This is a genomic window from Promicromonospora sp. NPDC050249, from assembly GCF_040656015.1.
Lineage (GTDB): Bacteria > Actinomycetota > Actinomycetes > Actinomycetales > Cellulomonadaceae > Promicromonospora.
In genome coordinates this window covers 48,461-72,133 of record NZ_JBFAKY010000006.1, presented here as the reverse complement: position 1 = coordinate 72,133, position 23,673 = coordinate 48,461, and the positions used below count along the sequence as shown (strand labels likewise).

Sequence of the window (23,673 nt, the reverse complement as noted above, 5' to 3'; positions counted from 1 at the left end):
ACCGGATTCCCGCCCTCCGCAAGCCCGCGGCCCTTACCCTGCCGGGTCAGTGACCGCCGCTGAACTCGCCGTCCGACTCCGGGCGCTTGATCATCGTCGCCAGCCCGATGGTCACCGCCATCACGCCGGCGCCGATCCCGAAGGCCAGGCCTGCACCGCCGGCCATGCCCTCCGCTGCAGACGCGCCTGCCTCGGTCAGGGACGTGGAGTGGATGGTCATGATCGCGATGAACAGCGCGGTACCGGCGGCACCGGCCACCTGCTGCACCGTGTTGATCGTGGCCGAACCGTGTGAGTACTGGTGCGGCTTGAGCACCCCGAGCGCGGCGCTGAACAGCGGCGTGAACACGGAGGCCAGGCCGACCATCAGCAGGATGTGCGCGCCGAGGATGTAGAAGATCGACGTCGTGGGCGAGATGAACGCGAACGCGCCGATCGCGACGGTGACCAGGGCGGTGGCCGGGATCAGGATCGGCCGCGGGCCGAACTTGTCGTACCAGCGGCCGACGATCGGGCCGAGCACACCCATCGCGACGCCACCCGGCAGCATGATCAGGCCCACGGTCAGCGGCGCCAGGCTCAGGGCCTCCTGCAGCACGAGCGGCAGCACGATCAGTGTGCCGAACATCGCCATCATCGAGACCGCCATGATGGCGACCGCGACGCGGAAGTTCGACTCGAGGAACGTCCGCAGGTCGAGCAGCGCGGAGTCGGTGCGCTGCCTGGCGATCTGCCGCCAGATGAACAGGCCGAGCACAGCGAGGCCCACCCCGAGCGGGATCCACGGGTTGATCGGGGTGGCGTGCTGTGCCGCCTCGCCAAGGCCCGACAGGCCCCACACCATTCCGCCGAACGCGACCAGCGCGAGCAGCAGGGACAGCGGGTCGAGGTGATGCTCGTCCTTGTCGGACACGTCGCGGATCCAGAGGATGCCCGCCACGAGGGCGAGCGCCGAGATCGGCAGCACGACGCCGAAGACGCCGCGCCAGCCCAGTGGCTCCAGGACCGCACCCGACAGCGCCGGGCCGAGCGCCGGTGCCAGCGCGATGACCAGCGTGACGTTACCCATGATGCGTCCCCGCATGTGCGGCGGCACGATCGTCATGATCGTCGTCATGAGCAGCGGCATCATGATCGCGGTACCCGTCGCCTGGACGACGCGGCCGGTCACGAGGATCGCGAAGCCCGGCGCGATCATCGCCAGAGCGGTGCCCGCCGTGAACAGGGCCATCGCCAGCAGGTAGGCACCGCGCGTGCCGAGCCGGTTGATGAGGAACCCCGTCGCCGGGATGACCACTGCCATCGTCAGCATGAACGCGGTGGTGAGCCACTGGCCGGTCGTGGCCGTGATCCCGAGGTCCGCCATGATCGGCGGGAGCGCGACCGACATGGTGGTCTCGTTGAGGATCACCGTGAAGGCGCTCGCCATGAGCAGCGCGATGGCGCGGAAGTGGCCGGGAGCCAGCTTGTCGGCGCGGGCTGGTGCGACCTCGTCGACCGCGGCGGGCGACGTGGCAGGTGGTTCGTGCAGGTGGTCGGATGTGTCGAGGATGTCGGTACTCATAGGCTTGCCCTCTCGGTACGGTGCGCGCGGGCCGAGATCGAGAGCGACATTGCACGCGACCTACGTCTAAACGACGCCGGAACATCGTCGGGTATTCCCTCCGATGATCGCGACCTCTTTTTTACCGACGTCCGGGGTCAGCAGAACTCATCGGTTCTGCCGGCAGCTGTACTGGCTCGATCGCCGAGACGTCAGCTTCCCGCCGCGTCCGCGGGCTCCCCGGAGTCCGTCGCGTCTCCGGGAGATACCGACTCCGTGACCGGTGCGGCCACGCCGAGCGTCACGCCCTGTGCGGCCATGAACGGCTCGGGGTCCACCGCCTGGCCGTTGACCCGCACCTCGTAGTGCAGGTGGCAGCCCGACGACGTGCCCGCACCCGCCGGGTCGATGCGCGAGTCGCCGCCCATCGACGCGATCTGCTGCCCGGCCTGCACCGTCTCGCCGACCCGCACCAGGTTGGTGCCGGTGAGCAGGTGTCCGTACGTCGAGTCGAGGCCCAGGCCGTGCTCGATGCGGATCGTGTTGCCGGTGCCCCAACCGGTCGCTCCGGAGATCACCACACGACCCGCCGCGGCCGCGTACACCTGCGTACCGCAGGACGCCGCGATGTCCTGGCCCAGGTGGTAGGTCGACGCGCCGGCGATGCCCGTGCTGCGCGGCCCGAACCCCGACGCCTTGGAGCCGACTGCCGGGTTGGCCCAGCCGCCGGCGCCGACGACGGCGTGCCCGACCGAGCCGGACATGCACGGCGCGCCGGCCGCCGCGCCCTGGATGGACCGGGAGAGCGCCGCGAGATCCTGCTCGTCCGCCCCGCTGACGAGCTGGATCACCTGGAGCGCCTGGTCCCAGTACTTCTGGTAGTGGTACGGGTCGGCATTGCGCTGCGCCTTGTGCGCGGCAAGCGTCGGCTCCAGCGTCTCCCAGCCGGTGACGGCGAGCAGACGGTCGTAGAACCTGCCCGACGACTGCACGGGGTCGAGGCGCTCCTCGACGGTCCCGTACCACTTCTGCTCCTGGAACATGCCTATCGACGACGTGAGCGTCCCGTCGGGGTTGCGCACCCCGAACCGGTCGTCGCCGTAGGACAGGTTGCGCATGCCGGACTCGCCGAGCGCCGTCATCACCGCGATGGCCTGGGCGCGGGCAGGCACCCCGCGTTCCTGGCCCACCTGCAGGATCACCGTCGCGTTCTGCAGCTGCTCGCCCGTGAAGCCGCCGGCCGACGTCGCCTGACCGTCCGCCGGCACCACGGAGGCCGACATGCTGCAGCCGTTCTGGGACTGGTTCTCGCTCACCGCGCCGCCCACGAGCACGACCATCGCGATCACCGCGGCAGGCACCGCCATGACGGCGGCGACCAGCACGGCCAGCACCAGCACCGCACGCCTGGTCGGATCGTCCTTCTTCCTGCCTCTGCCAGGCCGTCCGCCGCCGGACCGGACCGCCTGTGACACCGCACGCGTCGCGATCCCCGCGGCGGCCTGCCCGTTCACGATCCCTCCGGCGGCCTGATCTGCTCGGCGAGCCAGGGGGCCGCGCCGTCGGCCCGGGTCAGGAGCACCGTGTAGGGGCCGATGTCCGTCGGTACCGCGACCTCTGCGAGCAGCGTCGACGTCTCGTCGGTGACCTCCGGGTCACCGGTCACCTCGGTGACGGGCACGAGCCGCGGGTCCACGTCCTGGTAGACGGGCCGGGCCTGCGGGGTGAGCAGCGGCTTCAGGTCTGCCCACCAGTCGTCCGCGCTCTGGTCGGTCGCCGCGAACGCGGTGATCGTCGCGAGCGCCGCTTCGCGTGCCGCCGTCCGGACGGTGTCGTCCCAGACCGCCTCGACCGGCTCGCTGGGCGCCGTCTCGTCGAACTCCGGTTCGGCGGTCACCTCGACAGCGGGGTCGCCGGCTGCCGGCTCGCCCTCGACCTCCTCGGTGGCGGCCACCTCGCCCGTGTCGTCCTCGGGGGAGCCCTCGGGATTCGCGAAGTCGTCCTGCCCCCTGGGCGTGACGACACCGTCACTCTCCTGCGCGGTCGGGTCGACGCCGCCCTCGCGCGGCCAGCCGATCCAGGTCCCGATCGCGAGAGCGACCACGGTGATCACCACGATGACTGCACGTTTCATCAGCGGCCCAGCCCTCGCATCTGACGGCGGCCGGGGTTGTGGACGATCGCCGACGGCTGCGGCCCGCCGGCCTGCGGCGCCCCACCCTGACGTGCCGCGTTGAGCGACTGGGCCAGCCGGGCGGCGCTCTTCGACCGCTCACCCCGCTTGCCGAGTCCGCGCGCTGCGCCGAGCGCCTGCTTGGCCTGACGGGCCCTCTGCACCACGCTGAGCGCCTTGGAGGCGCCGACGGCCGCGCTGGACGTGCCACCGCTCGCGACCATCGCCCCCGCCTGCAGCGCCACCGACGTCCCCGTGCGGCGCGCGCTGCCCAGCCGGTCGCTGAGGCGCTCGCCGGCCGTAGGCGGCAGGTGCGGGCTGGGCTCGTTCGACGGCTTCTCACCGGCGTTCGTCCCGTCCGGCAACGGCTCGGTGCCCGCACGCCCGCCGTCGGGCGAACCGTCCTGGACGGTACGTGCGGCACTGGTCCAGGCGTTGCCGCTGCCGTCCCCGTCGGCCGGGGTGCCGTCGGGCCCTACCGGTTGTCCAGCGGCGCCAACGGGGATGGGAACCGTGCGGTTGTCGTCGCCCGGCGCGCCGTTCGACACGCCCCCGCTGCCGCCCGCCGAGCTGCCGACCGGCCCACTGCCAGGAGTCCCGTCCATGGCGGACGGGCCGGCGGCCTGTATGTCGTTGCCGTCGATCTGGACGCCGTCACCGTTCGGTTTCACCGGGGCGGGCCCGATGCCGACGCCCGCCCACTCCTTCGCCTTGTTGTAGCGGTCGCGCCACTTCGCCGTGCCGTCCCACGGCATGGCAGCCGGCTCGCCCACCTGTGAGGGGACGCCTGCGGCCGCGAGCTTGTCCGCGAGGCCGCGCAGGGCCTGGCGAACGCTGGCACCCATGAGCACGTAGAAGACGGCGCCCGCGATGACCAGCGTGTTGAACAGGTACAGCCGGACCAGGAACGGCAGGCCGCTCGTGGCGTCGTAGAAGCCGAGCAGCATCCTCATCCACGCGACCAGGAACATCGTGGCCATGGCCACGAGGACCGCGCCGAACGCCACGCTCGCGAACGTGCGGAAGAGCTGGGCCCGCGTACCGCTGGAGACGACGCCGACAGGGAGCTGCCACAGCAGCTTGATCGCCGACCAGCCCAGCAGCAGCACCGCGAAGATGGTGCCGCCGACGATCACCACGGACAGCAGCAGGAACACGAAGCCGGTGGTGAGCAGGCTGAGCGTCGAGACGACGGTGCCTGCGTCGACGGTGGACGCCGCCTCCTGGTAGGCCTCGTCGCAGCCACCGATCGCCTCGACCGCGTTCTCCCGGCCGACGTTCTCGGTGTAGGTGTCCTCGCAGCCCGTGTTGTCGATGACCGTGCCGTAGTTGATGATCTGGTGCGGCGCGCGGAGCAGGGTGTCCACGAGCTGGCCCTTGAGGCCCTCGCGGATCACCACCGAGTCGCGCTCGAACGAGGCACCCTCCGTCGCGAAACCGGTGGCGATGTCCATGCCGGCGTTCCGCGACTGCATGATGACGCCCTGCTCACCGCCGATGGTCGCCATCGGGTTGGCGAGGAACCCCGTGGCCAGGGCGGCGATCAGGCAGCCGATCAAGAGCTCCATGAACCCGCCCGCGTACCGGCCCTTGAGCAGCCAGAAGCCCACCACGAACGCCAGGATGATCAGCATCAGGTTGAGCAGGCCGATCTGCGCGATCATGCCCTGGATGATGATGCTCAGCCCCGCGAGCGGCGCCAGGATGTAGCCGAGCCAGTCCATGCCGAGCACCCAGTCGAGCACCCAGATCTGCACGGCGACCATGTCCCGGTACCAGACCCAGAACATGCCGGCGAGGGTCGAGAAGATCTCGGAGTCGACGTTCAGCGGGTTCCACGGCGAACCCGTGTCCCACTGGAGCATGAACCGGTCGATGTTCACGCCCTGGGTGTCCTCCAGGTCGAGCCCACCGCCTGGATCAGCCGCTGCGGCGAGCGGCGCCAGCCGGATCATGACCCGATCACCGCGCCCGTGGAGCTCGTCGGTGTGGTCTTGACGGTCTGTGCGCGTGACTCGACCAGCGGCGCCATGACCTTGGCCCGGCCGTAGCGGGCCTGGAAGTCGCGGATGAGGCATTCGCCCCGCCGCTCCTCCGTCACGCCGACGGCGGCGTCGGTCACCGGGGCGGTGCCCTCGGTGACGAGCTTGACGAGTCCTTCGTCCACCGGGGCGCCAACGGGCAACCCGTGGAGCCAGCGCAGCCCGCGGCGCGCGAGGTTGGCGTCCCGGTGCCGCAGCAGCACGCGGAACGGGATCAACCCGCGGACCACCTCGTTGCCGAAGTCCTCCTCCGCGTCGTGGCTGCCGAGCAGGAGGGCGGCCTTGTGCTTGCGGCCGTCCCGGATGAACATGCCGATCTCCTCGGCCGCCTCGGGCGACGACATCGTCTTGGACGCCTCGTCGGCGGCGAAGATGTCGAGCCGGGAGCGGTCGGCGAAGCAGCGGTACCTGGCCAGCGCCGCGATCAGTGCGAACGTGGCACGGCCGAACACCTTCTCGGCCTTGAGCTCCGCGAACAGGTGCCCGTGCTCCATGTCGGCCTTCGAGGGCAGCTGCATCTTGTGGGTGTGCAGCACGATCGCCGGCGAGCTCAGGTCGAGCGGCGGCAGCGAGTCGTCGAAGAGGGCGCGGCCGAAGTCGAGCTCGGAGAAGATCCGCATCTCGTCGGCGAGCATCCGGGCGCCCGGGTACTCGCAGTCCTCCTCGAGGTGCCGGGCGAGCGAGCCGAGCGAGGTGATCTTGTGCCGCCACATGTACTCGGTCTGGAGCACCTTGGACAGCAGCACGTTCTGCTCGGACTTGGTCTGTACCGACAGCAGCACGGTGATGAAGGCACGGGCCACACGGGGCGCCTGGGCGGGTGGCAGGATCCGCAGCGGGTCCATGGAGACCGTGGCGTCCTCGGAGATCTCGACCACCTGTGAGCCCGGGATCTCCGAGACGGCGACACCCCACTCGCCCATCTCCGTGTGGTCCACCGCCATGAGCGTGGCCCCCATGTCGACGTTGTCCATGGCCACCGTCTTCATGCTGACCGACTTGCCCGCGCCCAGCTCGCCGACGAATCCCATCGCCAGCGCGACGTCGAGCTTGTCCGTCGCGCCCGCAAGGTTCACGAAGACCGGGTTCGGTCGTGCGGCTCCGTTCGAGATCTCCAGGGCGAACAGTGCGCCGGAGGTGTCCCCGAGCTCCGTCGTGGCGAACGGCACCGCGGCGGAGAACGCCCGTGCGGTAGTGATCTGCGAGTACTCCCGCACCGCCCGCGGCGTCGGCATGCCGGGCAGGGTGGCGTCGAACAGCGTCGGCTGGATCGTCGGGTCGGTGCGCAGCGAGAACTGCATGGCGGCGAAGTACTTGGTCAGGTCGCGGGCATCGTCGAGCGCCTGCTCCGGGGTGTGGCCCGACACCGTGAACATCGTGGTGGCGTCGACCTCTACCTCGAGCTCGTCCGCGTCCATCACCGCCTGGTACTCGCCGAGCGCGCGTGCGGTCGTGTCGAGGGAGGACCCGGCGCGCTCCTCCTCGGAGCGCTGGTCGAACTGGTCGTTCAGCGTGCGCACCGCGCGCCGGTTGCGGTTGGTCACCTCGTCGCGGGACCGCACGGTCATGCGGATCGCCCAGTCGCAGGGCACTCCCGACTCGTCGATCCGCCCTATCCACTCGCAGCCCGGGTACACGATCCCGCCCGACGGCGTGTCGCTCACCACGAGCGTCGTCTGGTACGAGGCGAGCTCGGGGTTGGTCGGGTCGATCACCTTGACGTAGGGCCGCTTCAGGATCTGCAGCGGGCCCAGCTTCTTCTCGGAGTCGGTCTGCCCGGCGGGGTCCACCAGCGCGGACGGCAGGACAGAGGGTCCGGACAGGTGCATCTCGGCGTCCAGGGACCCGTCGACGGGCACCGCGGTGTCGAGCCCCAGACCACGCTGCATCGCGTGGCCGAACATCCAGGCCATCTCGGCGACCGTCGCCGGCCGGGGGTCGAATGCCGAGGGCATCTCCTTGCGCAGCGCCTCCGCCTGCGCCGCTCGCTCGCCCACCGCATGCCTGCCGGGCACGGAGCGCGGCATCATCAGCGTGTCCTGGAGCGTGGTCCAGCTCGCGTGCAGCGGCTCCATGAACGCCTTCGCGCCCGGGTTGGCCAGGGGCGCGGCGATCCAGTGGACGCGCCGTCCGATCGGGATCTGCTCGAGGAAGTCGAGGGTGGCCTCGCACTCGGCGGCCCACGCCTCGCGCTCGGTCAGGTCGACGCCCTCGATCATCGAGAGCACCACCGACGCCGGGTCGGTGGCAGCGGTCAGGCCGAGGTGCAGGGACTCGCCGCGCAGCGCGCGGTAGAGCGCCGTGTGGTGCCGCCGGGCGGCGTGCTTCTTGTCGTCGGGCTGGAATGCGTAGGGCACAGGTGACACGCGCCAGACCGCCCACACGGTCCCGGTGCGGGTCCACATGAGGCCGTCGGTCAGGGCCGAGATGTGGCTCAGCATGGGGGCTCAGTCCTCTCGCGGGGTGGTGGGGGCGGTGCGGTCCGTGTCCTGCGGCTTGCCGGCGAGTAGCTGCCCGACGCCGGTGAGGTCGGCGGTCCGGCGTTCAGCGGCCGCGGCCGCTGCTGCCGCCCAGGGCCCTCGCCCGGTCAGCTCGGGCAGGAGCTCGGTCGGGATCGGCCGGGCCACGGCTGGGGGCTGTGGCTCGACCGTTGCGGCGCCCACCCCGGCCACCGGCCGGAACCGCTCGGCCGCCGTCTCGATGCGGGACGTGGTGACGGTCTGTCGCGGCAGCACGACCATCACCCGGTGGGTGATCAGCCGCGGCTTGGGCAGGGATACCTGTCCGCCCGCCAAGCGTCCCGGGGTGGTGGTCAGGTTCATCGCGTCCATGACGAACGCGATGGGGTTACGCCCGCTGCTCGGGAGCTTGCCTGTCGCCCAGACGACACCCACGACCACACCGACGGCGACCACTATGTTCATCAAGCCGCCCAGCCGCGCCCACAACGGGGCGGTCTGCCACAGCGCGAACGCCACCACGGCGCCCGCCCCCACCTGGGTGATCGTGTACGGGCCGCCCCAGATGCGCCCGCCGCTGGGTAGCTTCCCCACCAGCATGGGGATGCGTCGGGCCTTCGTGTAGAACTTCGCGGTCTCGGTCACCGGACACCCTCCTCACCACATGCCGGGCGCGCGAACGCGCCCACCTGACCAACCCTGTGTCGTGCCCTCAGCGTCCTGCCCATATGCCTGGCCCCGTCGGCCCCAGCGGCCGTCAGAGAGCTGTCTGCGTGTTCACGATCGCCGGAGCGGAGTCGAACTCGTCCCTGGCGAGGTCGGAGGTGACGTTGATGCCTCCGTTCACCAGCCACAGGACGATGCCGCCGACGATCGCGGACATCAGGATCGCCGCGATCGACATCTTGGTCTTCACCGCCGTGATGACGACCATGAGGATGACGACCACGAAGGTCACCGATTCGATAGCACTCTTGACCTCCTCGGACTTGACGGTGATGAGGTCGAGGAAACCGCCGGCCATAACAATCTCGTTGATCATGGTTCTCTCCTTCTAGTCCCCGGCGGTGCCGGAGTCGATCGTGCCGGATGGCGTCGTGTTGATACGGACGGCCGGCTCGAGGCCGGCCACCTCCCAGCGGCCGTCCCGCGCGACGAGCGTGAGGACGTACTGGGCGGTGGTCTTGTTGCCGTCGAGCCGGGTGAGCTCGGCGGTGATCAGGGCGTGCGTGCCGTCGTCGTCGGCGGGGTCGTCCGTGACCTCGTGCGTGCCCTTGATACCCGACACGGTCACAGCCGTGTAGGGGGCGGGCGTGATCGCGGAGATGGACGTGCCGGGTCGGAGGTAACGCGTGATCTCGCCGTCGCCGGCGATCATGGCCGCGAGGAAGCCGGCGGCCGACTGGCCGGCGGCGGACGTCGGAGAGATGGTCTCGGGGTAGTCGAGGTCCGGCGGCTCGGCGGCCGCGGCGGGCCCGGGGACGGGTGCGGGCAGCGCGAGGGCGGTCACCGCGAGGTTGGGGCCCGACCACTGGGTGTCCGTGCGGTCGACCAGGACCGGCACCTGGAAGTAGCGGCGCACCCATACGAGCGGCACCTCGGTCTCCTGCCCGGCCTTCGTCCCGTCGCCCGCGGGCGGCGGCGTCGAACCGGGCGCCGGCTCCGCGACGTCGACGCCGACGGTCACCGACCACACGTCGTCGTCCGCCGGCTCGATCTGTGCCACCGACGAGTCGCGGATGGTCAGGCCCGTCTGGGGAAGAGAGCCGACCGGGGCGTTCGTCAGGGAGGCAAGGAGCTGCTGGTCGTTGCTGTCGGCCCGCAGCCAGGTCTCCACGAGCTCGATCGCACGCTCGTTCGCTGCGGCCTCCTCGGCGGTGCTCGCCGCACCGGAAACCGCGGACACGGGGGCAGGCTGGGGGCGCAGCAGGGTCCATGCCAGGGCGGCGGGCCCGGCCAGGAGCGCGAGCGCGAGCACCGCGCCCCAGGCCTTGGTCACCAGGGCAGGCCCGTTGGACCACTCCACCACCTGGGGAGGGGGGTTCTCGCCGTCGCCTCCGTCGCCCGACGACGGGGGAGTCGCGGGCTGGTCGGGTCCTCCGGCCCAGGGCGAGCCGGTACTGGAGGCGTCGTCGGCCGGGGCAGGCAGCTCGGCCGGCTTGTCCGCCTTCTTGCCGCGCCGGCGCACGAGGAGCGAGCTCATCGCGTCCGCACCTCGTTCTGCAGGTCCGCGCGGATGCGCTCGCGAGCCTCGCGGGCGCTGCGTACGCGAGGGCTGTCGAGCGCCTCGGTCAGGCGGACGGTCGTGTCTTCCTCGCCGAGGGGGTCCTCGGAGAGGGATGCGATGAGGTCGCGCACCAGGGGTGCCACCTCACCTCGGGCTGCGTGCACCTCGGCGGTGTCGCGAAGCAACGACCACGTGTGGTCGAAGTCCGGTGCATCGGGATCCGCACTGCGGACGCCCGCACTGCCGAGGTCGGTGCTGCCGAGTCCGGCGCCGGGCGCCTGGTCGAGCTCGTCCTTGCTCATCTCGCCTCTCCCGTTTCTCCGTCTCCTACGTCTCTTGCGTCTGCTCAGCACAAATGGCAGGTCGGTAGTTCGTGTGACATCGGTGATGCCCAGGTTTTGGCCAACTGTGACGCAGGTCACACCTGCTCGGACGGAGCGGGCAACAGTGGCGGGCAACACCCCCTCGGTGGACTCAGGGCAGACGGAGGGGGGAATCGCCATGCCTGCACGAACACCTGCACCGGCATCAGGAACGCTGATGCGAGAGCTTGACCATGACTGGGCCGACCTGGTCCGTACGCGGTCGTTCGCGATGGAGATCGCGCGTCTCGTCGGACGCTTCCCGCAGCTTGCCGGATTGCGTACGGGCGGCACGGTGCAGCTCGCCCCCGACGACGCCGACAGGGTGCTGTACGCGCTCATCGTCGAGCACGCGGGTGGCAGCTTCGCCGCCGGCCGCGCGGTGCTGCAGTGCATGCTTCCCGCGGTCCGCACCATCGTGCGCCGGTCCCGCCGCCACTACCCGGACGTGCAGGACCTCGAGCAGGAGGCCGCCGCCGCGATGTGGGACGCGATCACCCACTACGACCTCGAGCGCAGCAGCCGGGTGGCGATGCGGCTGCAGGGGCACACCCTGACGCGTGTTGTCGGCGACCGGGCACCGCACGCGCAGGGCGGGCGGGCGAGCCGTGGTCCGCGGGTGGCGGAGATCCCTACCGATACGACCACGCTGACCGTCCTCGAGCGGCCGACGACGCCCGAGCCCGGGCCGGACGTCGTCTACTCGCTCGCGAGCATGTCGCTCGGCACCACCGGCGAGGTCCTCGACGTCATCGCGTGGGGCCTCGACAAGAGCGTCCTGACGCGGGACGAGTCAGCACTTCTGGCGCGGCTGTACGCGCCGGACCCCGATCTCCCGGAGTACGCCGAGCTCGGCTCGGGTCGCGGGAACTATCAGCGGCGGGTGGCCCACGAGCTGGGCATCTCGCACGCAGCCTTGCGCCAGCGGGCGAGTCGCGCAGTGCGACGGCTGGCGGAAGCCGTTCAGTCCGGTGGTCTGTCTGGGGGGCAGCCGGGCGAACGGGACGGTGAGGGACGACGACGGCCGACGGGCTGAGCACTGGGGGGTGCGTGAAGCCCTGAGGCTGTCGGAAGTTCATGTCATCGCGAGAGGGTCCCACCGCCAGCGGGGCCCTCTCGGTCTGTCCGAAAGTTCACCCCGGCCCGTTTTTGCGCACGCCGGGCGGTGGGGGACCCTCTTCTCATGGCCTGACCAGCCGAGTCAACACCACAGTCGTGGTATCGACCCGTAATCGGCAGATCGTTTCAAGGTCACTCAATATTCAAGCCATCTCCACAACTTTGAAGTCTCCTTGACCTAGCGGTCACCTGGAACGCTGATTAGCGTTCAACCTGCCGGGTCCGCCCGGGTAGTTGAGGATTACCTGCGGTGACACTCGCGTGACACCCGCAGGAGGCCCTCGACCAGCATGGGCAGGGAGCACGGTGGAGACAGGCGCACGGATGGGAACCTCGATGGGTCCCGCACCGGGGGAACCCGAGGCGGACTCCGCCGACGGGCTCGGAGGAGACGGCACGGTGAGCAGTAGCACGAAGGTCGCGAACCAGGACCAGCACGCCCGGTCTGCGACGAAACCCCAGCGACCCGCACCCCCGGGGCCGCTCAAACCGACGCGCGCCCGTCGTCGCCCGGCACTCATCGCGCTCGGGCTCGCGCTCGTGGCGCTGAGCGTGCTCGGGTCGGTGTACCTGGCCACCTCGCTCGGGCAGACCTACCAGGTCCTGGCAGTCACGAAGAACATCGAACGCGGTGCTCCGATCACACCGGCGGACCTCGGGGTCGCCGAACTGCCCGTGGGCTCGGGGGCCGCCTTGCTCAAGCCGGTCCGCGCGGACCAGCTCGACGAGATGACGACGGGCAAGGTAGCCACTGCCGACCTCAGGGCCGGCCAGCTCCTGACGGCCGACAGCGTCGCGACCCAGCTCGAGCCAGCGGCCGGGCAGTCCATCGTGGGTATCGCACTCGCTCCCAACCAGATGCCTACCCAGGACCTGAAGGCCGGCGACAGCGTGCGCGTGGTGGAGACCCCCGCGACCGGTGGTGAGCCGCCCGTCCGAGCGCCGTTCGCGATCGCCGCCACCGTGGTCGCCACCGCTCCGACACCCGTCGGCGACCAGACAGTCGTCGACGTGCAGGTCACCTCGTCCAACGCGGCAGCGCTCGCGGCCCGCGCCGCGACCGGCCGCGTGGCCATCGTGATCGACGCCGTCGGGGCCGGGTGATCGGTGTGGCCCTCATCGCCCTCGCCAGTGCGAAGGGCTCGCCGGGAACCACCACGGCAGCCCTCGTGCTGGCGCTCCAGTGGCCCCGGCCGGTGCTCCTCGTGGAGGCCGACCTGGCTGGATCCTCGATCCTCGCCGGATACTTCCGCGGCCAGCTGCCGCACGACCGCGGCCTGCAGCCGCTCGCGATCGCACACTCTCACGGCGACCTCGAAGCGTCCTTCTGGGGGCAGACGATTCCTCTCGTTCGAAACGATCCGGACAAGAAGCTGCTGCCCGGCATCGTCAGCCCGCACACCGCACCCGCCGTCGCCAACCTCTGGGGGCCGCTCGCCAACCAGCTGGTCGCGCTGGAACGTGGTGGCATCGACGTCCTGGTCGACCTGGGACGGCTCGGCACCGGTGGCATCGTGCGAGAGGACCGCGAACCGCTCGTCCGGCTCGCGGACCAGGTCCTGATCACCACGGGTTCGCGACTGCCCGACATCGCGGTGACGCGGGAGCTGGTCAAGTCCCGCACCTCGGTGGTGGACGCCGCCGCGCGGGAGCTCACCAACCTCACCGCCCTGACCGTCGGGCCCGGACGACCGTACGACGCGAACGAGATAGCGCGCACGCTCGGACTCGGAACCGTCGGCTCGATCGCGTGGGACCCGGTGCACGCCGAGGTGCTGTCCGTGGGGTCGCCCGCAGGACGCCGGTACCCGACCTCACCGCTCGTCCGGTCGGCAGGGCCGGTGATCTCGCGCCTCCAGGAGCGCATCGAGAAGCGGCGTGCCCGGTTCGCCACCGGTCCGCGCGACGGCGGCAGCGGGTCCGGCCCGCGCCGCCCGCCCGCGTACGCCGACGGCGGGAGGCACGTATGACCACGCCGGAGTTCCCCGACCTCTCCTCGCTGCCGATCTTCCACGAGGAGGACCGTGAGGCGGACCGCGAGGCCTCCGGCCTGCCCCGGCGCCCCCGCACCGGCGAGCGTGGTACCGGGCAGGCCCAGCACCAGGCTCCGCCGCTGTACCGGAACCCGCCCGTCGAGGCGGCAGGCGGCGCCCGTGCCACAGGGTCCGGAGCCTCCACCACGAACGGCGGCGCTCCGCACTCGTCCGGCGGCACCTCTCCCTGGGTCGGGGCGGTCGCCCGCGCGGGCCGGGAGTACCACGGCCAGCCCGGCAACCCGCGGCTGCGCGACTCCGAGTTCTGGCGCCAGGTCAACAGCCTGCGCGGCGAGGTCTCGGCACGGCTGACGACGGCGCTCGCGACACGTGAGCTGGACGAGGAGCAGCGCGAGGCCCTCGGCCAGGAGCTGATCCAGCAGGTGGTGCGTGACCACAACGACGCTCTGCTCTCCGGCGGCCAGCGCAACTGGACCCCGGAGTACCAGGTAGAGGTCACGCGTGCGCTGTTCGACGCCCTGTTCCGGCTCGGCCGGCTGCAGCCGCTCATCGACACGCCGGACGTGGAGAACATCGAGATCACGGGTACCGCGCCCGTCCTTATGCTGATGGGCGACGGCCGCCGTGCCTACGCGGAGCCCATCGCGGACTCCGACGCCGAGCTCATCGACTTCCTGCAGTTCCTCGCGGCGCGCGACCCCGCGAACGAGCGGTCGTTCACACGCGCCAACCCGTTCCTCAACCTGGACCTGCCCGGTCGTGTGCGGCTCGCCGCCGTCGGCTGGGTGGTGCCGTGGCCGCGTGTCACCATCCGACTGCAGCGACTGCAGTCGGTGGACCTGGAGCTGCTCCGCCGGAACAACACCGTGGACACGGTGCTTGCCGAGTTCCTGACGGCGGCGGTCCGGGCGCGCAAGTCGATAGTCGTCTCCGGACAGGGCCAGGGATCGGGCAAGACGACCCTGCTCCGAGCGCTCTGCGCCGGCCTGGACTCGTGGGAGTCCATCGCCACCATCGAGACCGACTACGAGCTCTACCTGCACCTCGAGCCCGAGAAGCACAAGCGCGTGGTGGCCCTGCGTACCCGCGAGGGCTCCGGCGAGATGAACACCTCGGGCCGTCGCGTGGGCGAGATCAACACGAACGTCAATGTGTACGAGTCACTGCGGCACAACATCTCGCGCATCATCGTGGGCGAGGTACGCGGACCCGAGATCGTGTCCATGTTCCAGGCGATGCAGATGGGTAACGGCTCGCTGTCGACGGTGCACGCCGACGGCGCGCGCGACGTCGTCGAACGCCTGGTCGGCATGGCCGTGCAGGACTCCACGCTGTCCGAGACGTACGCGTACCGGCAGGTGGCGCAGTCGGTCGACCTCATCGTCTTCCTCCGGGTCGACGTCGGGACCGACGGCCTCCGCCGTCGGTACGTCTCCGAGGTGATCGAGGTGACGCGCGGCGAGGCAGGCAACCCGGTGGCAATTACCGATGTCTTCGAGCCGGGCCCGAACGGCCGTGCCGTGCCCAAGACGACCCCGTCGTTCCTCGCCGACCTGGAGGCGGAAGGTTTCGACGCGGGCCTGCTGAACTACAGGGACGGTCTCTGGGGGAACCCATGACCACACTCATCGCGGTGGTGGTCGGCCTGGCCCTGGGCCTCGGGCTGTGGTTCGTCGCCGTCGGCGTGCAGAAGCACGAGGCGACGCCGAAGCCCGTCCGGACCACGCCGCCCTTCTACGGGCTGCTCCGGCTGTTCGGCCTGACCAAGGGCGGGCCGCTCTACGCGCAGCGCAGGCTGCTCGGCATCGGCGCGGTCGTGGGCCTCGTGATCGGGCTGGTGACCGGATGGTGGTCCCTCATCCTGATCGTGCCGGTGCTGATCGTGGGCCTGCCCTCGCTGTTCCGCACCACCACGCAGTCCAACGAGGTCGAGAAGCTGACCGACCTCACCGCCTGGGTGCGGTCGCTGATCGGTGTGCTGTCCGGTGGAGCCGTCGGGTTGGAGCAGGGAATCGCGGCAACCCTGCACAGCGCGGCGCCGTCCGTGCGGCCTTCGGTCGCCCGGCTCGTGGCGCGCCTGGAGGCACGTCAGCCCATCAAGCCCGCCCTCTACCGGTGGGCGGACGAGATGGACGACTACTCGGCGGACATGATCGCCTCGGCGATGATCCTGGAGTCGGACAACCGGACGGGCGCCGTGGCGCCGGCACTCCGGCAGCTTGCCGAGTCGCTCTCGGCGCAGGCCAAGGCGCGGCGCGAGATCGAGACGGAGCGCTCGACCGGACGCGCGACGGTGCGCTGGGTGACCATCGTGACCCTCGTGGTGCTCGGCTTCACGGCGATGTCCGGGTACCTCAGCGGGTACGACTCCGCGCTGGGCCAGGTCGTGGCGGTCATCCTGTTCTGCGCGTACGTGGCGTGCCTGCTGTGGATGCGCAAGATCAGCCTCGGGCAGCCGATCCCGAGGTTCCTGCCCGACGAGCGGGAGGCCTGACATGTGGCCATGGGCAGTGGGAAGCGGCGTGGTCGCCGGGCTCGGCCTGTTCCTCGTCGTGCGCGAGCTGTTGCCGTCGACGCCGCGGCTCCAGTCCGCGCTGGACCGGCTGAGCGGCGACGACAAGGTAGAGCCCATCACGGTGTCCGACGGTGGCGAGCTGACCACCACCCAGCGGTACACCCAGGTGTTCGGGGCATGGGCGCAGCGCAGGCTGCCCGTCGCGGTGCTCGGCCGCTGGGGGCCCACCCGTTCGGACCTCGACCTCATCGGCAAGACCGCTACGGACCACTACGGCGAGAAGGCGCTGGGCGCGGTCATCGTGCTGGTCGCGGTGCCATTCCTCGGGCTGTCCGTGAGTGTGCTGAGCCTGGGCATGCCGGTCGCGGTGCCGCTCGGGGTGACGCTTGTGTTCGCCCTCGGCGCCTGGTTCCTGCCCGATCTCGACGCCCGGAGCAAGGCGAAGCGTGCCCGGCAGGAGTTCTCCCGTGCGGTGTCGACCTATCTCGAGCTGCTCGCGATCGAGCGCATCTCGGGTGCGGGTGCGACGCAGGCCACGTTCGCCGCGGCGCAGGTAGCCGGTTCCTGGCCGTTCCGGCGGATCGCCGCCGCTCTCGAACGGAGCCGCTGGGAAGGGCAGGCGCCGTGGGTGGCGCTGCGCGAGCTCGGCGAGGAGGTCGAGGTGGACGCGCTCGGCGAGGTCGCCTCCATCGTGGAGCTCGCCGGTACGCAGGGTTCGGCGATCCACGACCAGCTGCAGTCCAAGGCAGCGGCGATGCGCGACGCCCAGCTCGACGTCGAGCAACAGCTTGCCCACGATGCGACCGTCCGGATGACCGTGCCGGGAACCATGACAGTTTTCGTGTACTTTTTGATGCTAATTTTCCCCATCGGGGTCACAATGTTTCAGACTGCGCCCTGACGCGGCTCGCCTCGGGAGCCACCCCGATGTCACACGAGCCATGTCTTACCCATTTGTTGAAGTCGACAGCACCCCCAGGAGTCAACATGAACCAGCACCTGAGCCAGGGCCGGTCGGTGGCGTCACGCGCCGCCGCACGGGCTTCGTTGCGCGCGGCCGCGGCGCGTGGTCGCGTCGACGCCCTGAACACCCGCTTCTCGGAGCGGTCGGCCGAGCTCCGTCGCCGGCTGGCTGCCGGCCGCGCGGGCGAGCCTGATGAGGCAGGGCTCGAGTCCATCGAGGTGGTCGTGCTGTCGGTGGTGGGCCTCGGCATCGCTGTCGGTCTCGGCTTCGCGATCGAGGGTCTGGTCGGTCGCTACATGGCGCAGCTCGGGGGGCCGTAAAGCATGAACGAGCGCGGTGCCGCCTCCATCCAGACCGTCCTGACGTACCCGATAGTCCTGATGCTCATCTTCGCGATGGTGCAGGGCATGCTCTACTTCCACGCGCAGAACACCGCCCAGTCGGTGGCCAACGGGGCCGTCCAGGCCACGCGCGTCGAGGGCGGCAGCGTCGAGTCGGGTTACGCGGAGGCTGCCGCGCGTCTCGTGCGCGGGGGCGACGCGTTCGCGTCGGTCAACGTGTCGGTGACACGTGGGGAAGAGATGGCGACCGCGACTGTGACGGGGCTGGCTCCGTCACTGGTGCCGGGATTCCGTGGCCTGCGGATCGAGCAGTCGGCCACCGGTCCGGTGGAGCGGTTCACCTCCGGAGCCGTGGGGCCATGAGTCCCGGGCACTCCGAGCACGGCAACGTCGCGATCAACACCGCCGTCGTCTTCCCGATGCTGCTGCTCATCGGGCTGCTGCTCGTGATGGCGGGGCGGCTGGTGCTGGCCGAGGGCGTGGTCCAGTCCGCGGCGAACGAGGCCGCGCGGGCGGCGTCGATCAGCCGGACGGAGGCCGTGGCCGGCGCGCAGGCGACGTCGACCGCGACGTCGACCCTGGTGAACTCCGGGGTGAGCTGTGCGAGGACGTCGGTCGTGCCTGCTACCGACGCGTTCGACCTGCCGCTCGGGACCGTCGGGACCATCACCGTGCGTGTGGAGTGCGTGGTGCCGCTGCGCGATCTCGGGCTGCCGGGCGCGCCCGGATCACGCACCATCAGTGCTACCGGGACATCGGTGCTGGACGCCTACCGGGGGCGGTCATGACCAAGGGGGTCGGGCGGATGTGGGTACGTCGCTTGCGGACCGAGCGGGGCGAGGTCAACATCCTCGCGGCCGGCATGGTGCCCGCGCTGATCATCGCGATCGGCCTGGTGGTGGACGGCGGCGGCCGGCTGCAGGCCGAGGACGAGGCGGAGTACGCCGCCGACCAGGCAGCACGAGCCGCGGCGCAGCAGATCCGGATCGACCGCGCTCAGATGGGCCTGCCCCCTGAGGTGGATCCGGCGCGCGCGACACAGGCCGCCGCCGACACACTTGCCGCCCTGGGCGTGCAGGGCGGCGTGACCGCCGTCAACGGTGCGACCGTCAGCGTCGGTACCCAGCTCACCTACGAGACCACGTTCCTCACGTTGATCGGAATCAGCTCGCTCAGTGTCACGGCCGATGCCGAGGCGCGAGCAGTCCGCGGGATAGGACAGGAGGAACCCTGATGAGCACCTCGACAGTCCAGGGTCGTGCGGTGACGGGCGAGCCCGGCGGACCGCGGTCGGGCACAGGCGCACGTGTGGTCAGAGGACTGGGCGCGGCGCTGCTGCTGATCGTGCTCGTCGTCGGGATCCCGGTCGGCCTGTGGGTACTCGGCGGGCCGGTGTGGACGGGACCGGTCAGCATCAACCGGATCATCTCGATGCTGTCCAGCCCCGACGTGACGGGCTCCGTGCTGATCGGGCTCGTCAAGATCGTGGGCTGGATCGCGTGGCTCACGTTCGCCCTCGCGGTGGTCGTCGAGGTGATCGCCGCGCTGCGTGGACGGCGTTCGCCGCACGTTCGCGGGCTCGGGACGCAGCAGCGTGCCGCGGCGGCGCTGGTCGGTGCCGTGATCACGATGCTCGTCGCGGCTCCGGCGGTCGCGCCCGCGATGGCTGCGACGACGCCGCTCGAGACGGGAGCGACCGGGACTGCCGTGTCCGCGCCGGTCTCGCCCGGTGCCGTGGCCGAGGTCGCTTCCGGCACTGCCGAGAACGTGGAGGGGCGTGTCCGGGCCGACGAGGCGCCGTCGGCCACCTATACGGTGCAGCCCGGTGACTCGCTGTGGCGGATCGCCGAGCTCACCCTCGGCGACGGCGCCCTGTTCAAGCAGATCGCCGACCTCAACTACGGCGTCCGCCAGGCTGATGGCAACGCGCTCGACGCCGGGAACTGGATCGAGCCGGGGTGGGTGCTGAAGCTCCCGGCCACTGTTGACGTAGGGGTCGCCGCGACCTCGGTCGGCCGGCCCGGCGACGGCGGTGACGTCGGTGGCAACGAGCCGGTCGGCATCGCGCCGTCGAAGAGCACTGCCGGCGACACCGCCGAACCGGCCGGGTCGGGCGACCCGGAAGACACCGTCGATGTGCGCAACCGTGGCGCCGAGGCCGTAGAGATCGTCGTCGAGCCGGGCGACACGCTCTGGGGCATCGCCGAGGAGGAGCTCGGCGACGGGACCAAGTACCCGGAGGTCTACGAGGCTTCCCGGGACACCGAGCAGCCAGGAGGGGCCCGGCTCACGGACCCCGACCTCATATATCCCGGCTGGACCGTCACGGTCCCGGGTGCGGGGGAGTCCACGAGGGACACCGGAACCGAGGGTGAGCGGGCCGACGACGCGGCACAGCCCTCGCCCGGTGCCGACGAGCAGGGGGACGAGCCGGCCGACAACGCTGAGCAGCCGACCGATCAGGGCACCGACGCTGGGGCGGACGAGCCGAGCGAGTCCGCCGGGCCTGCGGAGTCGGCGCCGGAGGACGCCGGCGCTGATGACTCGAGCAGCGATGAACCAGGCGTGGAGTCCGCGGCCGGCGCGGCCGGACGGGCGCAGAAGTCGGCCCCGCCCGCACCGGTGCAGCCCGAGCAGGAGGCGCCGAATACCGAGGTGACGCCCGAGGGCGCGGTGGAGGTCGAGCCGGAGGACATCCAGGAGCCGGGTGGCGCAGGGAACGACGTCGTGGAGCCGGGCGGGGAGCAGCCTGCCGACGAGCAGCCGGCCGGCGAGGCCCCTGCCGCCACGGAGCCGAACCGCGTCGGCCAGAACGCGGGACCCAAGGCGCCCAGCGCGGACCAGGAAGGTGCGGGGCAGGGCGGCGCGGACCAGAGTGGTTCGGAACGTACGGGCACGCCCGACCCCGCGGACACGGGGACCGGTGCCGCTGGTCTCGGTGGGCGCGAAACCAAAGAACCCGCTCCGGAGGAGACCGCGGAGGGGAACCTCGTCCCGCAGGCTCCGCCCGCAGGCGAGGAGACGACCGGGCCCCAGTTCGACGAGGTGACACCGGAGGACCTCCGGAACGACGACGTTCTCGAGCCCGACGAGTCGGCGCCGCAGAACCGCACGCCGGGGGACACTGCGCTCGGCGCAGGCCTGATCGCCGACGAGCTCATGCCGCAGGAGGCCCCGCCCGCCGCCGAGACGGCTTCCGGCGGCGACGCCACGGGCGGCGATCCGGCGCCGGACGACGAGCGGGTAGCCGAGACCGGCGTCGAAGGCCCGGTCGAAGAAGCCGCCCCCGTGCCGGACTCCGAGGTGAGCGAGACCTCGGTCGGTGATGCCGTCACCGAGGAGGTCCTGCCCGACGAGCTCGCCGGCGACGAACCCGTCGCCCGGGACTACGCACCCGAGGTCGCCGTGGAGACGTCGCCGCCGGTGTCCGCCTCGGCGACCGTTGACGTGGCCGGTGCCACCACCGCGCGGCCCACGGCGTCAGCCGGAGCAGCAGCCACCGTCACGGCCGACGGCACATCGCTGCTCGACTCGGCGTCCGACGTCGTGTCCGACGTCGTCGACGACATCGACGAATCCGTGGACATCCGCACGGTGGCAGGCGTCGGCGGGCTGCTCGCCGCAGGGCTCATCGCGCTCGTCGCCGTGAAGCGCCGCCGCGTGCACAAGGGCCGTGCGCCCGGGGAGGCCGTCGTCGTACCCGGGCCGGACACCCCGGCAGGCGCGCTCGAACGCGACCTCCGCACCGTCGAGGACCCGTTCGGGCGCAGCCAGGTCGACAGCGCGCTGCGCAGCCTCGCGCGGTGGCACCGCGAACGCGGCCTCCCGCTGCCGGGCGTACGCGTCGCACGGCTGAAGAGCGGCGAGTTCGTCGAGCTCCACCTCGATCGCGCCGCCGACCTGCCCGAACCCTGGGCCGGCACCACCGACCGGTTCGTCTGGCAGCTCGCGGCAGGCGACGCCGATGCTGCGGCACAGGTCGACTCGCGGGAACCGCGGGCCTCGACCACCGGAGCCGACGCCGGTGAGGCGCCCTACCCGGCACTCGTCACCGTCGGCCACGACGACGAGGACACGCATCTCATGCTCGACCTCGAGCACCTCGCATGCCTCGACATCCGCGGCACCGACGCCGCCGCACAGGCGACGCTCGCGGCGCTCGCGGTCGAGCTGGCGACGAGTCTCTGGGCCGACGACCTGCAGGTCACGGTGGTCGGCACTCTTGGTGAGCTGCCGGGTGTCGTCGACACGGGCCGCGTCCGGCACGTGCCCAGCCTCGCGGGCATCATCCGCGAGCTGGAGGCCCGCGCGGCCGACGTCGACCGGACGCTCGCCCAGGTGGGCGCAGGCTCTGTCGCCGAAGCGCGTGGTCGCGGGCTGGCGACGGATGCCTGGACGCCCGAGATCCTGCTGGTGGGGGAGCGGCTCGGCCTGGTCGAGCGCGCCAAGCTCGAGAGCCTGGTCGAACGAGTGCCTGGTGTGGGCATCGCGGCCGTGACGTCCAGCGCCGAGGTCGGCGACTGGGCGCTCGACCTCACGGGTGAGCTCACCAACGGCGACACCACCCGCGGCATCCTCATGCCTGTCTACATTGCGGTGCGCCCACAGCAGCTCGACGCCGCCACCTACGCACAAGCCCTGGCCTTGTTGGCCGACCCCGAGACCGCACCTGGCCCCACCTGGAGCCGTTCGATCGACCGCACCGAACCGACGTTGGAGGAGATCCCGATGGATGTTGTCCGCGCCGGTGCCGCGGATTCCGACGTCGCGGTCGGTGAGGTGGCCGGGCACGCTCCGACGCCCGCATTCGGGACGGGTGGCGGAGCGGGCGGGTCGGCGTCCGGGCAGCCGGAGAGGTACTCGCCGTGGGCGACGGCCGCCGTGAGCGTCGCGACGCCGCCGCTGGGTACGCCGGTCGTCTCGGATCCGCGGTCGCGGGTCGGGTCCGACTCGTTGGCCGAGCCTGGTTCGCTGGTCGAGCCTGATTCGTTGGTCGAGCCTGTCGAGACCCAGGTCCTCCAAGCCCCGGTCGTGCGAGTGCTCGGCAGCGTCGAGCTCGCAGGGACGACGGGCGTCGAGCTGCCGTCCAACCACCAGCGGCAGGCGACGGAGCTGATCGCGTTCCTGGCGTTCAACCCGGGTTCGCGCGGGTCGGACATCTCGAAGGCGCTGTGGCCCTCGCGTGAGCCCAACCTCGCAACCCGGCGCTCGGCGGTCTCGCGGGCGCGGCGCTGGCTCGGCACGGATGCCAACGGCTTCGAGTACCTGCCGCGTTACTGGTCCGCCGACGACGGCGGGCAGGCCGACCTCGAGTCCGCCGGCTACCGGCTGCGTGGGGTGAGGACTGACTGGCACTCCTTCTGCGACCTGGTCGGTCCAGACCTCACCCAGACCCCGACGCCGGACCTCCTGGCCGCTCTCGACCTGGTGCGCGGCCGGCCGTTCGAGGGCGTGGCGCTGCGCAAGTATGTGTGGGCGGAGCAGCTGATGCACACGATCTCGTCTGGCGTCGTGGACGTGTCGCACGAGGTCGCACGCCGCGCGCTGCTCGCCGGCGACGTGGCGATGGCACGGCACGCGTCGCAGGTGGGGCGGCTCGCCGACCCTGTGGACGAGCGGTCGTGGCGCAACGGGATCCGCGCGGAGATCGCCTCCGGACGACGGGACGCGGTGGGCCGGCTCGTCGACCGACTTCGCGACCACCTGGAGCAGCTCGCCATGGAGCCGGAGCCGGATACCGAGGAGCTGCTGGCACAGGTGGACGAGCAGGACCGCCGCCGGGAAGCTGACGCCGGCCGAAGCACCCGGGGCTAGCCCGCCGCCGCCGTTGGTCGAGCCTGTCGGGACCTCATCCCGACAGGCTCGACCTCGGTTATCCACAGCACCCACTTTCCGGATTCCGTGGGTCGGGCTAGCGTCATTCTCGGCTGTTGC

20 protein-coding genes are annotated in these 23,673 nt (G+C 71.1%); 11 read left to right on the top strand and 9 right to left on the bottom strand.

Annotated features, from left to right (window positions below; all coding sequences use genetic code 11):
• Positions 1–46: 46 nt before the first annotated feature.
• The 9 genes from AB0I32_RS06410 to AB0I32_RS06370 all read right to left on the bottom strand — a co-directional run bounded on the left by AB0I32_RS06410 (position 47) and on the right by AB0I32_RS06370 (position 10,746).
• Positions 47–1,564, bottom strand: coding sequence for an MDR family MFS transporter (locus AB0I32_RS06410; RefSeq protein WP_357504037.1), 1,518 nt, complete (start codon positions 1,562–1,564; stop codon positions 47–49).
• Between the two features lie 191 nt (positions 1,565–1,755).
• Complete coding sequence (locus AB0I32_RS06405; protein ID WP_357504035.1) at positions 1,756–3,057, bottom strand: M23 family metallopeptidase; 1,302 nt, start codon at positions 3,055–3,057, stop codon at positions 1,756–1,758.
• The gene (locus AB0I32_RS06400; RefSeq protein ID WP_357504033.1) at positions 3,054–3,677 is read right to left on the bottom strand and encodes a hypothetical protein; all 624 of its coding nucleotides are present in this window, start codon (positions 3,675–3,677) and stop codon (positions 3,054–3,056) included. Before AB0I32_RS06400 ends, AB0I32_RS06405 begins: the two co-directional genes overlap by 4 nt.
• Positions 3,677–5,671: a hypothetical protein gene (locus AB0I32_RS06395; protein ID WP_357504031.1), complete on the bottom strand. Its 1,995-nt coding sequence runs from the start codon at positions 5,669–5,671 to the stop codon at positions 3,677–3,679. Before AB0I32_RS06395 ends, AB0I32_RS06400 begins: the two co-directional genes overlap by 1 nt.
• Complete coding sequence (locus AB0I32_RS06390; protein ID WP_357504029.1) at positions 5,668–8,199, bottom strand: ATP-binding protein; 2,532 nt, start codon at positions 8,197–8,199, stop codon at positions 5,668–5,670. The genes AB0I32_RS06395 and AB0I32_RS06390 overlap by 4 nt, the downstream gene beginning before the upstream one ends.
• A gap of 6 nt (positions 8,200–8,205) precedes the next feature.
• Complete coding sequence (locus tag AB0I32_RS06385) at positions 8,206–8,862, bottom strand: hypothetical protein (RefSeq protein WP_357504027.1); 657 nt, start codon at positions 8,860–8,862, stop codon at positions 8,206–8,208.
• 112 nt (positions 8,863–8,974) lie between these two features.
• On the bottom strand, positions 8,975–9,259 hold the full coding sequence (locus AB0I32_RS06380; RefSeq protein WP_133249803.1) for a hypothetical protein: 285 nt from the start codon (positions 9,257–9,259) through the stop codon (positions 8,975–8,977).
• Positions 9,260–9,271: 12 nt separating this feature from the next.
• On the bottom strand, positions 9,272–10,420 hold the full coding sequence (locus AB0I32_RS06375) for a conjugal transfer protein (protein ID WP_357504025.1): 1,149 nt from the start codon (positions 10,418–10,420) through the stop codon (positions 9,272–9,274).
• On the bottom strand, positions 10,417–10,746 hold the full coding sequence (locus AB0I32_RS06370) for a hypothetical protein (protein WP_165827347.1): 330 nt from the start codon (positions 10,744–10,746) through the stop codon (positions 10,417–10,419). Before AB0I32_RS06370 ends, AB0I32_RS06375 begins: the two co-directional genes overlap by 4 nt.
• Before the next feature lie 238 nt (positions 10,747–10,984).
• Between AB0I32_RS06370 and AB0I32_RS06365 the strand changes: the two genes are divergently transcribed.
• The 11 genes from AB0I32_RS06365 (at position 10,985) to AB0I32_RS06315 (ending at position 23,553) form a co-directional block, all read left to right on the top strand.
• Positions 10,985–11,842, top strand: a complete 858-nt coding sequence (locus AB0I32_RS06365) for a hypothetical protein (RefSeq protein ID WP_357504023.1) — start codon at positions 10,985–10,987, stop codon at positions 11,840–11,842.
• 482 nt (positions 11,843–12,324) lie between these two features.
• Positions 12,325–13,029 (top strand): SAF domain-containing protein, encoded by a 705-nt coding sequence (locus AB0I32_RS06360; protein WP_357504021.1) that lies wholly within the window; start codon positions 12,325–12,327, stop codon positions 13,027–13,029.
• A 5-nt stretch (positions 13,030–13,034) separates the two neighbouring features.
• Entirely contained in the window at positions 13,035–13,895 is an 861-nt protein-coding gene (locus tag AB0I32_RS06355) for a hypothetical protein (RefSeq protein WP_357504019.1), read from the top strand.
• Positions 13,892–15,538 (top strand): CpaF/VirB11 family protein, encoded by a 1,647-nt coding sequence (locus AB0I32_RS06350; RefSeq protein ID WP_357504016.1) that lies wholly within the window; start codon positions 13,892–13,894, stop codon positions 15,536–15,538. Before AB0I32_RS06355 ends, AB0I32_RS06350 begins: the two co-directional genes overlap by 4 nt.
• On the top strand, positions 15,535–16,413 hold the full coding sequence (locus AB0I32_RS06345; protein WP_357504014.1) for a type II secretion system F family protein: 879 nt from the start codon (positions 15,535–15,537) through the stop codon (positions 16,411–16,413). The genes AB0I32_RS06350 and AB0I32_RS06345 overlap by 4 nt, the downstream gene beginning before the upstream one ends.
• A gap of 1 nt (position 16,414) precedes the next feature.
• Positions 16,415–17,335, top strand: coding sequence for a hypothetical protein (locus AB0I32_RS06340; RefSeq protein WP_357504012.1), 921 nt, complete (start codon positions 16,415–16,417; stop codon positions 17,333–17,335).
• An 86-nt stretch (positions 17,336–17,421) separates the two neighbouring features.
• Positions 17,422–17,718: a hypothetical protein gene (locus AB0I32_RS06335; RefSeq protein WP_357504010.1), complete on the top strand. Its 297-nt coding sequence runs from the start codon at positions 17,422–17,424 to the stop codon at positions 17,716–17,718.
• A 3-nt stretch (positions 17,719–17,721) separates the two neighbouring features.
• Complete coding sequence (locus AB0I32_RS06330) at positions 17,722–18,102, top strand: TadE family protein (protein ID WP_357504008.1); 381 nt, start codon at positions 17,722–17,724, stop codon at positions 18,100–18,102.
• Positions 18,099–18,527, top strand: coding sequence for a TadE/TadG family type IV pilus assembly protein (locus AB0I32_RS06325; protein ID WP_357504007.1), 429 nt, complete (start codon positions 18,099–18,101; stop codon positions 18,525–18,527). Before AB0I32_RS06330 ends, AB0I32_RS06325 begins: the two co-directional genes overlap by 4 nt.
• Entirely contained in the window at positions 18,524–18,973 is a 450-nt protein-coding gene (locus tag AB0I32_RS06320; protein WP_357504005.1) for a pilus assembly protein TadG-related protein, read from the top strand. The genes AB0I32_RS06325 and AB0I32_RS06320 overlap by 4 nt, the downstream gene beginning before the upstream one ends.
• Positions 18,973–23,553, top strand: a complete 4,581-nt coding sequence (locus AB0I32_RS06315) for a LysM peptidoglycan-binding domain-containing protein (RefSeq protein ID WP_357504003.1) — start codon at positions 18,973–18,975, stop codon at positions 23,551–23,553. The genes AB0I32_RS06320 and AB0I32_RS06315 overlap by 1 nt, the downstream gene beginning before the upstream one ends.
• The last annotated feature ends 120 nt before the right edge of the window (positions 23,554–23,673 follow it).

Excerpts from the sequence above, each read along its gene's own strand:
- AB0I32_RS06410 (WP_357504037.1), bottom strand. The coding sequence starts at position 1,564 with ATGAGTACCGACATCCTCGACACATCCGACCACCTGCACGAACCACCT.
- AB0I32_RS06330 (WP_357504008.1), top strand. The coding sequence starts at position 17,722 with ATGAACGAGCGCGGTGCCGCCTCCATCCAGACCGTCCTGACGTACCCG.
- AB0I32_RS06380 (WP_133249803.1), bottom strand. The coding sequence starts at position 9,259 with ATGATCAACGAGATTGTTATGGCCGGCGGTTTCCTCGACCTCATCACC.
- AB0I32_RS06345 (WP_357504014.1), top strand. The coding sequence starts at position 15,535 with ATGACCACACTCATCGCGGTGGTGGTCGGCCTGGCCCTGGGCCTCGGG.
- AB0I32_RS06390 (WP_357504029.1), bottom strand. The coding sequence starts at position 8,199 with ATGCTGAGCCACATCTCGGCCCTGACCGACGGCCTCATGTGGACCCGC.
- AB0I32_RS06325 (WP_357504007.1), top strand. The coding sequence starts at position 18,099 with ATGAGTCCCGGGCACTCCGAGCACGGCAACGTCGCGATCAACACCGCC.
- AB0I32_RS06335 (WP_357504010.1), top strand. The coding sequence starts at position 17,422 with ATGAACCAGCACCTGAGCCAGGGCCGGTCGGTGGCGTCACGCGCCGCC.
- AB0I32_RS06375 (WP_357504025.1), bottom strand. The coding sequence starts at position 10,420 with ATGAGCTCGCTCCTCGTGCGCCGGCGCGGCAAGAAGGCGGACAAGCCG.
- AB0I32_RS06400 (WP_357504033.1), bottom strand. The coding sequence starts at position 3,677 with ATGAAACGTGCAGTCATCGTGGTGATCACCGTGGTCGCTCTCGCGATC.
- AB0I32_RS06340 (WP_357504012.1), top strand. The coding sequence starts at position 16,415 with ATGTGGCCATGGGCAGTGGGAAGCGGCGTGGTCGCCGGGCTCGGCCTG.
- AB0I32_RS06395 (WP_357504031.1), bottom strand. The coding sequence starts at position 5,671 with ATGATCCGGCTGGCGCCGCTCGCCGCAGCGGCTGATCCAGGCGGTGGG.
- AB0I32_RS06370 (WP_165827347.1), bottom strand. The coding sequence starts at position 10,746 with ATGAGCAAGGACGAGCTCGACCAGGCGCCCGGCGCCGGACTCGGCAGC.
- AB0I32_RS06315 (WP_357504003.1), top strand. The coding sequence starts at position 18,973 with ATGAGCACCTCGACAGTCCAGGGTCGTGCGGTGACGGGCGAGCCCGGC.
- AB0I32_RS06365 (WP_357504023.1), top strand. The coding sequence starts at position 10,985 with ATGCGAGAGCTTGACCATGACTGGGCCGACCTGGTCCGTACGCGGTCG.
- AB0I32_RS06320 (WP_357504005.1), top strand. The coding sequence starts at position 18,524 with ATGACCAAGGGGGTCGGGCGGATGTGGGTACGTCGCTTGCGGACCGAG.
- AB0I32_RS06350 (WP_357504016.1), top strand. The coding sequence starts at position 13,892 with ATGACCACGCCGGAGTTCCCCGACCTCTCCTCGCTGCCGATCTTCCAC.